The organism is Micromonospora sp. RTP1Z1, from assembly GCF_033804685.1.
GTDB lineage: Bacteria > Actinomycetota > Actinomycetes > Mycobacteriales > Micromonosporaceae > Micromonospora.
In genome coordinates, this window is sequence record NZ_JAPFQV010000106.1 from 1 (window position 1) to 11,152 (window position 11,152).

The window sequence follows — 11,152 nt, forward strand, 5'->3', positions numbered from 1 at the left end:
CAACCCGCCGCCGACCACGGCGAGCACCCCGGCCGACCCGCCGCCGACCCGGGCGCGCACCCCGGCCGACCCGCCCCCGACCACGGCGAGCCCCCCGGCCGACCCCCCGCCCGCCGGCACCCCCTGATCCGAAAGCGACCGCGCTCCGGTCCCGCTGCTGCGGGCCGGAGCGCCGTCGTTCCCGCTGGACCCGTACGACCCAGGTCGTACGCCCGCTCAGCCGCCGGGGGTGACCAGCCCGCTCTCGTACGCCAGCACCACCGCCTGCACCCGGTCGCGGAGCTGGAGTTTCGCCAGGATCCGACCGACGTGGGTCTTCACCGTCGCCTCGGCGACGTGCACCCGGGCGGCGATCTCCGCGTTGGACAGGCCCTGCGCGACGAGCAGCAGCACCTCCCGTTCCCGCTCGGTGAGCTGGGCCAGCCGGGGGTCCCTGGTGGGGCCGGGACCGAGTTGACCGGCGAACCGGTCGAGCAGCCGCCGGGTGATCGACGGCGCCACCACCGAGTCGCCCTCGGCGACCACCCGGATCGCGGCCAGCAGCTCCTCCGGCGGGACGTTCTTGAGCAGGAAGCCGCTGGCCCCGGCCTGGAGGGCAGCGAACGCGTCGGCCTCGGTGTCGAAGGTGGTGAGCACCAGGACCCGGGGGCGTCCCACCGGTCGGCCGGCGCAGATCCGCCGGGTCGCCTCCACCCCGTCCATGGTCGGCATCCGGATGTCCATCACCACGACGTCCGCCTCGACCCGGTCGAGCACCCGCAGCGCGTCGGCGCCATCGATCGCCTCGCCGACCACCGCCAGGTCGGGCTGGGAGTCCAGCACCATCCTGAACCCGGCGCGCACCAGCGCCTGGTCGTCCACGATCAGCACCCGGACCGTCATGCCGCCACCCCCTCGGCCGCCGACGGTAGCGGCAGCCGCGCCTCGACCCGCCAGCCCCCGGCCAGTCTCGGCCCGGCGGTGAGGCTGCCGTCGTACACGCTGACCCGCTCGCGCATGCCGACCAGGCCGTGCCCGCCCGACGGCGCCGGCCGGACCAGCGGGCGGCCGCGCCCGTCGTCGGCGGCCCGGACCAGCACGGCGTCGTCGGCGTACCCGAGGTCCAGCTCGACGGATGCGCCCACCCCGGCGTGCTTGAGCGCGTTGGTCAGCGCCTCCTGCACCACCCGGTACACGGTCAGCTCCAGACCCGGCGGCAGCGCCGCCGGCTCCCCGGCCACGGTCCAGGTGATCCGCAGCCCGGCGGCGCGGAAGCGGTCCAGCAGCTCGGGCAGCTCGACCAGCGCCGGCCGGCGGTGCACCGGCGCCCCCGACAACCCGCCGCCGGGCTCATCCGCCATGCCGGGCGCGGCCACCGGCTCCGGCCGGCTCGGCTCCCGGAGTACGCCCACCAGCCGGCGCATCTCCTCCAGCGCCTGCCGGCCGGTGGCGGCGACCACCTTGACCGCCTCCCGGGCGGCGGCCGGGTCCCGGTCGATGGTGAAGCGGGCCCCGTCGGCCTGCACGATCATCACCGCCATGCTGTGTGCGACCACGTCGTGCAGCTCCCGGGCGATCCGGGTCCGTTCCTCGGCCACCGCCGCCCGGGACTCGGCCTCCCGCTCGCGTTCCAGGGTCACGGCCCGCTCCTCGAGGGTCAGCACGTAGAGCCGGCGGGTCCGCACGTTGAGTCCGACCAGCCAGACCGCGCCGGTGATCAGCCCGAAGTAGATCGCGCTCGCCCACCACGCCGCCGGTCCGCGAATCTGGAGCGCGGCGAGCACCACCCCCACGGCGGCGGCCGCGCCGGCGAGGATGCCGTCGCGCAGCCGGTCGGCGTACTTGACCACGCTGTAGAGGGCGATCAGCACGGCAATGTCATAGCCCAACGGGCCCCATCCGACGATCACCTGGGTGAGCGCGAGCGCGCCCACCACGGCCGCCACCGGAGTCGGGTGCGTCCGCCGGAACAGCAGCGCCGCCGCCATCAGGCACCCGACCGCGGTCGCCTTCCAGCCACCCGGCTGGGTGACGACGCCGGCGACGGCGAAGAGCGCCACCAGGCCGGAGACGGCGACGTCGAAGGCGACGCCGCGCAGCGGACGGCCGAAGATCGTGCGGTTCACGGTCACCCAGCGTACGGGGGCGCCCCGCCCGTCGATACCCGGCGGCGGCCGGGCCGTCAGCGGGCGAGCAGTTCGCGCATCCGGGTGATCTCGACGCCCTGTTCGGTGGCGACGGAGTTGGCGAACTCGGACATGGTCAGGTCCGCACCGACCTTGAGCAGGTCGGTCGCCATCGTGACGGCGCCCTGGTGGTGCTCCGTCATCATCCGGACGAACAGCCGGTCGAAGTCCGCGCCCCGGGCGTCGGCGAGCCGCCGCATGGCATCCGGGGACTGCATGCCCCGCATCGTGCCGTGGTCGTGCCCGGGCACCTCGGCCGGCAGGCTGCGAGCGGCGAGCCAGGCGCGCATCATGCCGATCTCCGGCCCCTGGGCGGCCCGGATGCGGTCGGCGACCGCGCGCACCCCGGGGTCGGCGGCCCGCTCCGGGGCGAGGGCGGCCATCTCCAGCGCCTGCTCATGGTGCGGGATCATCATCCGGACGAACCACACGTCGAGGCTGTTGTAGCGGGGCGGCGAGCCGTCCCGGACCTCCTGCGCCGGACGGGCCACCGCCGACTCTCCCGGCCGCCCGGGCACGATCACCGGGGGTACGTCGGCGGCGGGTGACGCGCTCGATCGGACGGCGGCGGCGGTTCCGGCGGCCGGCGACCGGCCGTCGTCACGGTTCCACAGTGTCAGGCCGAGTGCGACCAGCAACAGGACCGCCGCTGTGACGGCGATCAGGGTCCGTCCATGTCGGCCGGTCATACGCCACCCTCCTCAAGTCGAGGTGAAAGCGATCCTATCCATAGACAGAGGCGCCCTGACGTGACCCAGGTCACATTGATGTCCGTCGCCTCCCGGTAAGGTGTCGACAATCATCATCCCCTTTCGAAGGGTCTCGCCGATGATCAGATTCCGTACCTCCCCATCCCGTCGGCTCCGGATCGTGAGCCTGGCCGCGACCGGCCTCCTCCTCGCCAGCGTCGCCGCCGCCCCGGGCGCTCAGGCGACACCACGGCTCAGCGCCGAACCCGCCACGATGGACACCACCGGGCTCGCCGTCGATCAGATCTCCAGCAGCCCCAACATCCGGCAGATCGCCAGCCTGCCGAAGCAGGCGCCGTTCGACACCGAAAGCGCCTTCGGCACCGACATGGCCTTCCAGGGGCCGTTCGCGTATGTCGGCAACTACAACGGGTTCACGATCTACAACATCGCGAACGCGTCGAGGCCGAAGATCATGTCGCAGGTGCTCTGCCCGGGGTCCCAGAACGACGTCTCGGTCTACGGTGACCTGCTCTTCCTCTCCACCGACTCCTCGCGTAGCGACGACTCCTGCAACAGCGTCTCGCAGTCGGCGTCGGTCAAGGCGTCCTGGGAGGGCATCAAGGTCTTCGACATCAGCGACAAGACCAACCCGCGCTACATCAAGGCCGTCGAGACGGACTGCGGCTCGCACACGCACACCCTGGTCCCCGCGAAGGACGGCCTCTCCGTCTACCTTTACGTCTCCTCGTACAGCCCGGCGGCGGCCTTCCCCGACTGCCAGCCACCGCACGACTCCATTTCCATCGTGAAGGTGCCGCTGGACCGGCCCACCGACGCGGCGGTGGTGGCCACGCCGAACCTCTTCCCGGACGACGGCGGGTACCCGGGCCGCCCGGGCGGCTCGGCTACGACCGGCTGCCACGACATCACCGCGTACCCGCAGCAGGACCTGGCCGCCGGCGCCTGCATGGGTGACGGCATCCTGATGGACATCTCCGACCGGGAGGCGCCCCGGGTGATCAACCGGGTCCGGGACACGGTCAACTTCGCCTTCTGGCACTCGGCCACGTTCAACAACACCGGCACCAAGGTCATCTTCACCGACGAGCTGGGCGGCGGCGGCGCGGCGACCTGCAACACGACCGTCGGGCCGAACCGCGGCGCGGACGCCATCTACGACATCACCGGCAGCGGTGACGCCCGGACGATGGTGTTCCGCAGCTACTTCAAGATCCCCCGGGCCAACTCCAGCACCGAGAACTGCGTGGCCCACAACGGCTCGCTGATCCCGGTGCCCGGACGGGACATCATGGTCCAGGCCTGGTACCAGGGCGGCATCTCCGTCTGGGACTTCACCGACTCGTCGGCGCCGCGGGAGATCGGCTACTGGGAGCGGGGGCCGATCTCCGACACCCGGCTGGTTCTCGGCGGTGCCTGGTCGTCGTACTACTACAACGGCAACATCTTCTCCAGCGACATCCAGAAGGGTCTGGACGTGCTGGAGATCGACCAGGCGTCCATCCCGGGCGCGAAGACGAGGCACTTCACCCGGCTCAACGTGCAGACCCAGCCCGACTACCGGGACTGACGTCTCCACCACATTCCGGGCCCGGTCCCCGCACGCGGGGGCCGGGCCCGTCTCCCGTCAGCTCATCGGCAACTGGTAGCGCCGCTCGCCGTCACCGGTCGCGGTGACCAGCCGCACCTCGCCGGTCCGCAGGGCGTACGTCACCGACCAGCGGGTGTGCGGCTGCCGAACGGCGTCGAGGATCTGCAGCGCGGCGGGGCTGTCCGCCACGCCGCCGGCCCGGTCCAGTGCGGTGGCGATCACCCCGTACCGGTGGTCCTGCCGCAGCACCTGCTCGGATACGCCCACCACGGGCACGTTGGTCAGCGCCTGCCAGGGGCCCCGGCTCCGTTGAGCCCGCATGGTCCCGTCGACGAACTCGACCACGGCGGACGCGCCGGTGGCGTCGGCGAGCAGGTAGTGCAGCGGCGGACCGCCGGTGAAGTCCAGGTTGTAGCGCTCGAAGACGCCGATCGCCTCGTCCACCGTGGCGGCGTTGTCCAGCGCCAGGCGCAGGATGCGTACCGAGCCGACGGTCGGCCGGCCCGGCACCGGCCGCACGGTCGCCCGGTCGTCGGCGGCCAGTCCCACGGCGAGTCCGCGCTCGTTCATTCCGTCGAAGGGCAGCAGCGGCGCGTTGAGCAGCCGGCGGTCGCCGGCCGGGTCGGAGCCCACCCCGAGGTAGGAGATGTCCACCAGGGAGATCGAGGCGTAGCCGTCCGGCGGGTCGGTCCGTAGCACCAAAGCCGGGTTGGGTTCCCAGTCGAAGTTGCGGGCGAACAACGGCCGGCCACGGTCGCCGAGGGCGGCGAGGAGCGAACAGCCGAAGGGGCTCGCCGTGGGCGGCGCGGGCATGCCGACCGTCGGGTCGTAGTCACCGGCGTAGGTCATCTCGTACAGCGGCAGGTCGTCGACCTTGCGCAGGCTGGCCAGGGTCCGCTCGACCTGGTCCTGCCGGGAGGCCGTCGGCGTCCCGGCCGCGGCCGGGGGCGGCGCCGGGGTCGGGGTCGGCGGGCGCGTGCACGCGGTGCCGGTGAGCAGCAGGGCGCCGCCGGCGGCGAGCAGTGTCCTCCTCCGCATACCACCGACGCTAGGGCAGGCACAGACGGTTGTCCATCGCCGCACCGGCCGCTCGCCTGCCTCGCCGTCCCGGCGCAGCCGTGCCGGCGGGCCGGCCGTCAGGACGCCGGGATGCGGGCCAGCTGCTCCTCGATCGCCGCTGCGGAGAGGGCCGGCCGGCCGCCGGGATGGCCCACCGTGGCGCCGGCCGCCGCGACCGCGTACCGGGCGGTGCGCTCATGCGGGTCGCCGCGGAGCAGGCCGACGGTGAGCGCGGCGACGAAGGCGTCGCCGGCGCCGGTGGTGTCCACCGTCGGCGTCTGGCTGAGCGGCACGAACAGCTCCCCGTCCGGCCAGACGAAGGCGTTCCCCTCCCCCGCCACCTCGACGGCCACCAGCGACGGCCCCCGCCCGAGCAGCTCCCGGCCGGCCCGCAGGCCGGCGGCGGGGTCCCGCGGCGGGTCGCCGACGATCAGGCCGGCCTCCCGCGCGTCGGCGCGCAGCACGTCGGCGAGGGCGAGCAGCTCGGCCGCGTCCGGGTCGTGCGGCGCGCCGTCGAGCAGCACCAGCCGGTCGGCCGCCCGGGCACACCGCGCCGCCGCGAGCGCCGCCGGCAGCGGCTGCTGCAGCTGTACGAGCACCGCCCGGGCCGCCCGCACCACGTCCTCGGCGCCGTCCACGTCCGCCTCGGTCAGCAGGGTCTCCTCGGGGATGTCCTCCAGGTAGCGCCAGCGGCCGTGGGCGTCGACCAGGTCGACGATGAGCGCGCTCGGCGTGCCCTCCCGGCGGACCACCGGGGCGACGTCGATGCCGTCGCTGCGCGCCCGGCCGAGCAGCCGGTCCCCGACCTCGTCCAGCCCCACCACTCCGAGCAGGCCGACCCGCGCGCCGAGCTGGGCGAGACCGACGGCCTGGTTGGCGCCCTTGCCGCCGAGCAGCTCCCGGCGACACCGCGCCGGGGTCGTCCGGGAGGCGTCGGGGACATCGTCCACCAGCAGCACCAGGTCCCGCGCCACCTGCCCGACCACGATCGCGTCCAGTCCCGCCATGCGGGGCTGATACCCGGCCCGCCGCCGGTCACGCCCCCGCCACGGGGTGGCTCAGTCGTGGGCCCGCTCGACCGTGAACATGTAACAGCCGTACACCACGTTGCGGCTGTGCAGCGCGACCACGGCCGGATCGGCGAGGAGCGCGGCGATGACCCCCTCCGGGTCGTGACCGTCGTGCAGCCGGCCGCCGTGGATCCGCCCCCGTCGGTCGTACGCCCGCAACACCTGCGGACGCCCCCGCCAGTGCGCCGGATAGCCGCCCGCGAGCTCCGGCCCCAGGCAGTCCGCGTCGTGGGCGAAGATCGGCCCCACCTCCCGGTACGGCCCGGCCGCCGGCGGTGGCGCGTAGCCGAACAGCAGCAGCGGCTCTCCCGGGGTCGCGTCGCGCAGGCAGCAGCGCAGCGGCTCGCCGCCCTCGGCGGTGCACCGCTCCACCGGTTGTCCCGCCGCGTCGCGGCCGGTCTCCCGGACGGCGGCCAGCAGTCCGGCCGGCAGGGGGCGGACGAGGAAGGTGGTGTGGATGGCTGTCGTCATGACCCCACCCTCGCGCGGTCCGGACGGGGATGCTGGCGGCGATCGGACCTCGCGTCGCCGGCCGGGCACGGACGGCTGCCGCGACGGGGCAGCCCGTCCCCCGTTCCGCCCGGGCGGTCAGCCCTTGACCACCGGAATCTGCAGCTCCGTGACGCCCTTCTCCGGCTCCTCGTGGGAGTAGTCCAGGTAGAGCTCGCGGGCGAAGCCGGTGGCCCGCCAGCCGTTCTCCTCGATCCAGGTGGCGAGCACCTGCATGGTGCCCTCCACCTCGTCCATCGATCCGTGGTGGACGATCGTCGCGGCGGTCGGCACCCGGGGCAGGTCGACGATCGCGCCCGCACCTGGTCGAGGGTGAGCCCGAGCTCCTTGAGGGCGATCACCCGGTTGAGCCGGCGCAGCTGGTCGGCGCGGTAGAAGCGGTACCCGGTGTGCGGGTCGATCGCGGCCGGGCGCAGTGTCAGAGTCAAGCACCGGGGGTCCAGGGCTCAGCCGGGCAGCGGCGCCTCGTCGCCGCCGCGGGTGCGGCGCGGGCCGACCAGCCGGCGGACCACCGGGGCGGCGTTCCATTTCGCCGCGCCGACCAGGTCGCGGGCGTGCTCCAGCACCGTGTAGTCGGGGCGGGCCAGCCCGTCGGCGATCGCCCGGTCCAGGTCGTTGCCGCAGCGGCTGAGCAGAGTGTCGAAGTCCCGGCGGACGGGTTCGAGCAGGTCGTAACCGAACGACCGGTGCAGCCGGGCGAAGAGCGGCTTGTACAGCCGGGTCCGCTCGTGCAGTCCCGACGAGTACGATATTGGGCTCTTCGGCCGCCGCCGGATGTAGTCGGGCAGCACGTCGGCGAAGGCCCGGCGGACGATCCACTTCTCCTGCCCGTCGCGCATCTTCAGCCCCAGCGGCAGGCGCATGGCCAGCTCGACCACGCTGAGGTCGAGGAAGGGCACCCGGGCCTCCACCCCGTGCCCCATGCTGGCCCGGTCGACCCGCTGCAACTCCGTACGGCAGAGGTTGCGGATCTTGTGGAGGACGAGCCGGCGGGATCGATCGGGGCCGACCTGGTGGTACATCGGGTAGCCGCCGAAGAGCTCGTCCGAGCCGTCCCCGGTGAGCACCACCTTCACCCCGAGCTCGCGCAGCCGGCGGAAGATCGGCACCGAGACCACCGCGTTGATGATGTCGCCGTACTCGGTCAGCTCGGAGATCCGGATCGCCTCCCGGACGTCGGCCAGCCGGATGTCCCGCGGGCGCAGCTCGACCACCTCGTGCGGCACGCCGAGGTCGGCGGCGAGCCGCCGGGCGTACGCCACGTCGGGGCTGTCCGGTACGCCGACGGTGATCGCCACGCAGTCCGGGTGCATCCGGTGGGCGTGCAGCAGCGCGAGGGAGCTGTCCAGCCCGCCGGAGAGGACGACGCCGACGGTCAGGTCGGTGTCCAACCGCATCCGGATGCTGTCGGTGAGCGCGACCCGGACGAGCAGGGCGGCCTCGTCAGGGTCGTCGATCACTGGCAGCCCCGCGCCGAGACGGAGCAGGTCGACGTGCGGGCGCAGCAGCACCGGGCCGTCGGGCTCGGCCCATCCGTGGTGCCCGGGCGGCACCTCGTTGATCGGGGCGCCGTGCACTACGAGAGCCTTGACCTCCGAGGCGAGGTGCAGGCAGCCCGGGCCCCGGGACCAGTAGAGCGGCTTCACCCCGAGCGGGTCGCGGGCCAGGTAGACCCGTCCGCTGGCCCGTTCCACGACGGCGAAGGCGAACTCCCCGCGCAGCCGGCGCACCGCGTCCCCGCCCCAGCGCAGAAACGCGGCGAGCACCACCTCGGTGTCGCTCTCGCTGCGGAAGGCGTACCCGAGCCGCGTCAGTTCCACGCGCAGCTCACGGTGGTTGAAGACCTCGCCGTTGTAGCAGAGCAGGTACCGCTCGTCGGGCGAGACCCAGGGCTGCACCGCGCGTTCCCGGTCGACGATCCGCAGCCGGCGGACGCCGGTCAGCAGGCCGTTCTCCTGCCGCGTCTCGGTGACCTCGCCGCGCGGGACGAGGACGGCGAGCATCCGCCGGAAGGTGGCCGGGTCGGCCTCCGGACCGATGCTGAGCGCGATGCCGCACATTCCGTCAGACCCCCATCTCGGCCTCGTACGCCCGCCGCAGCCGGCGGCGGGCGGTGGGTGCGAGGCAGAGGTGCCAGGCCTGACCCTCGTCGACCACGTTGATCTCGCCGGCGTCCTGCCGGGCCAGCAGCAGCCCGGCCAGGGTGTCCCGGACGCCGAAGCGCCGGTACCAGGCCAGCTCCACGTCGGCGGCGTAGCCGAGGCAGTGGCCGCTGGGCACCATCGCGGCGTACCCGAGGCGGCGCAGCCGGTACTGGTGCTCGGCGCTGCGGGCCAGGCTGGTCACCCAGAGCGGCGGGGTGCCGGGCGGGGTGGCCCGGGCGAACTCCCGGGCGAGTTCGTTGAGCAGGGCCACGATCTCGCGGCGGGCCCGGCGGAACTTCAGGCCCGCGGTGCGCGGGGTGGCGTCCGGGAGGAGCCGGCGGCGCACCGCGCGCAGGCCCCGGCCGAGGACGCTTGCCGGCTGCTCCTGGTACCGGAAGCTGAGCAGTCCCCGGCGCCGCAGCCACTCCAGGTCGACCAGGTCGACGCTGTTGTTGACCTGCGCGTCCGTGCCGAAGGTGGGCGCGTCCCGCCACCACATCACGTCGATCCGGGAGAGCAGGTAGATCCGGACCAGCGCGGTCAGGTCCGCGGCCGAGCTGCGGGCGTTCGGCTGGTAGCGGGCCATCTCCAGCAGCAGCGTCTCCCGGGCACCCACGAACCCCTGCGAAGTGGCGTCGAGCACCGCGGCGATTGCCGGCTCGCGCAGCCGCTGGTCCAGCAGCACCTGCCGGGCGGCCGCCGACGGCGCGTCCGCCAGGGCGCCCACCTCGACGACCAGGTCGGCCACCGCGGCCCGGTACGCGGCCAGGTCCGGCTCGCCGGGCGCCGGCCGACGGGTGGGGGCCGAGGTGGGCAGGCGGCGGACGGGGGCGGTCGACGCGACGGCGGGCCCGGGCTGCTGGCCGGGACTTCGGCTGGGCACTCGCATGGTCGGGTCCCCTCTCCGGGCCGGACACGGTGTGGATGAGCCTGAAAAGCACCGTAATCACCGGAACCTGCGGATCCCCGAACAATCCTCCTATCTCCCCCTAACGACGCCTTATCCGGTGCGGTCCGCCCCGAACCGCCCGGTCAGCTCCTGCACCCACCCGTACGACGGGACGGCTCGCGGGTCGCCGTCCCGCCCGGCGCGGACGGCGTCGGCAACGTCGAGCGCCGCGCCGAGGGCGGCGCGGAACAGCAGCGAGCCGGTGCTCACCCGGGCGACCCCGAGCCGGCCCAGCTCGGCCAGGCTCGGACCGCCGGGTCGGTGCAGCACGTTCAGCGGCAGGCCGACCTCGACGGCGAGCAGCCCGACCGTGTCGTCCGGGGCCCCGGGGGCGAAGATGCCGTGGGCGCCGCCGTCCCGGTACGTGCGGGCCCGGTGCAGGGCCTGCTCCAGCGGCTCGGGCACCCCCAACCACCAGGCGTCGGTGCGGGCGTTGAGGAAGAGCCCCGGCGCCGCCGCCCGGGCCGCGGCGAGCTTCGCCGCCACCAGCTCGGGAGGCGCCAGGGTGCCGTCGGGGCGGCCGTCCTCGAGGTTGACCCCGACCACGCCGAGCGCCGCCAGTTCGGCGACGTACCCGGCCACCGCCGCCGGGTCGTCGCTGAAACCGCCCTCGACGTCGACGGTGAGCAGCACCGGAAGCCGCCGGAGCCGGCGGGCGAGGTCGAGGTTCTCGACCCGGGTGGCCGCCGCCGCGTCCGGTTTCCCGTTGGCGGCGGCGACCCCCAGGCTGGTGGTGCCGACCGCCGGGTGCCCCCGCGCCACCAGCGCGGCGGCGGAGGCGGCGTCCCAGGCGGTGGGGAGCAGCAGCGGGGCGTCGGCGTGGTGCCGGGCGTGGAAGGCCGCGTACCGGTCGGTCATCCGGGGATCACCTCGCGTCGGGTGGGGACGCGCAGCGTCGGGTGCGGGGGGTGTCGGAGCTCGGCGTCGGTGGGGCGGCAGCGGCGCCGCAGCACG

Annotated in this window: 10 protein-coding genes and 2 pseudogenes; 1 reads left to right on the plus strand and 11 read right to left on the minus strand. The window is 74.2% G+C overall.

Annotated features, from left to right (window positions below; translation table 11 throughout):
• Positions 1-216 precede the first annotated feature (216 nt).
• The 3 genes from SLP03_RS30675 to SLP03_RS30685 are packed head-to-tail and all read right to left on the minus strand — an operon-like array spanning position 217 to position 2,854.
• Positions 217-882 carry a response regulator transcription factor gene (locus SLP03_RS30675; RefSeq protein ID WP_319464136.1) on the minus strand — a complete coding sequence of 222 codons (666 nt, stop codon included), beginning with the start codon at positions 880-882 and terminating at the stop codon, positions 217-219.
• Positions 879-2,111, minus strand: coding sequence for a sensor histidine kinase (locus tag SLP03_RS30680; RefSeq protein ID WP_319464137.1), 1,233 nt, complete (start codon positions 2,109-2,111; stop codon positions 879-881). The genes SLP03_RS30675 and SLP03_RS30680 overlap by 4 nt, the downstream gene beginning before the upstream one ends.
• A gap of 50 nt (positions 2,112-2,161) precedes the next feature.
• A complete protein-coding gene (locus SLP03_RS30685; RefSeq protein ID WP_319464138.1) occupies positions 2,162-2,854 on the minus strand; it encodes a DUF305 domain-containing protein in 693 nt (230 codons plus the stop codon).
• A 139-nt stretch (positions 2,855-2,993) separates the two neighbouring features.
• Between SLP03_RS30685 and SLP03_RS30690 the strand changes: the two genes are divergently transcribed.
• Positions 2,994-4,445 (plus strand): hypothetical protein, encoded by a 1,452-nt coding sequence (locus SLP03_RS30690; protein ID WP_319464139.1) that lies wholly within the window; start codon positions 2,994-2,996, stop codon positions 4,443-4,445.
• A 57-nt stretch (positions 4,446-4,502) separates the two neighbouring features.
• Here the strand turns inward: SLP03_RS30690 and SLP03_RS30695 are convergent, their stop codons facing one another.
• The 8 genes and pseudogenes from SLP03_RS30695 to SLP03_RS30725 form a co-directional block, all read right to left on the minus strand.
• Positions 4,503-5,504 (minus strand): carcinine hydrolase/isopenicillin-N N-acyltransferase family protein, encoded by a 1,002-nt coding sequence (locus tag SLP03_RS30695; protein ID WP_319464140.1) that lies wholly within the window; start codon positions 5,502-5,504, stop codon positions 4,503-4,505.
• 98 nt (positions 5,505-5,602) lie between these two features.
• Positions 5,603-6,532 carry a PfkB family carbohydrate kinase gene (locus tag SLP03_RS30700; RefSeq protein ID WP_319464141.1) on the minus strand — a complete coding sequence of 310 codons (930 nt, stop codon included), beginning with the start codon at positions 6,530-6,532 and terminating at the stop codon, positions 5,603-5,605.
• A gap of 51 nt (positions 6,533-6,583) precedes the next feature.
• The gene (locus SLP03_RS30705) at positions 6,584-7,066 is read right to left on the minus strand and encodes a DUF1203 domain-containing protein (protein WP_319464142.1); all 483 of its coding nucleotides are present in this window, start codon (positions 7,064-7,066) and stop codon (positions 6,584-6,586) included.
• A gap of 117 nt (positions 7,067-7,183) precedes the next feature.
• Positions 7,184-7,399: pseudogene (locus tag SLP03_RS30710) on the minus strand (GyrI-like domain-containing protein); the annotation flags it as partial.
• A gap of 56 nt (positions 7,400-7,455) precedes the next feature.
• Positions 7,456-7,533, minus strand: a pseudogene (locus SLP03_RS31790) (hypothetical protein); the annotation flags it as partial.
• 18 nt (positions 7,534-7,551) lie between these two features.
• Entirely contained in the window at positions 7,552-9,165 is a 1,614-nt protein-coding gene (locus SLP03_RS30715; protein ID WP_319464143.1) for an asparagine synthetase B family protein, read from the minus strand.
• A gap of 4 nt (positions 9,166-9,169) precedes the next feature.
• On the minus strand, positions 9,170-10,138 hold the full coding sequence (locus SLP03_RS30720) for a hypothetical protein (protein WP_319464144.1): 969 nt from the start codon (positions 10,136-10,138) through the stop codon (positions 9,170-9,172).
• A gap of 111 nt (positions 10,139-10,249) precedes the next feature.
• Positions 10,250-11,056: an isocitrate lyase/phosphoenolpyruvate mutase family protein gene (locus SLP03_RS30725; RefSeq protein WP_319464145.1), complete on the minus strand. Its 807-nt coding sequence runs from the start codon at positions 11,054-11,056 to the stop codon at positions 10,250-10,252.
• Positions 11,057-11,152 lie beyond the last annotated feature (96 nt).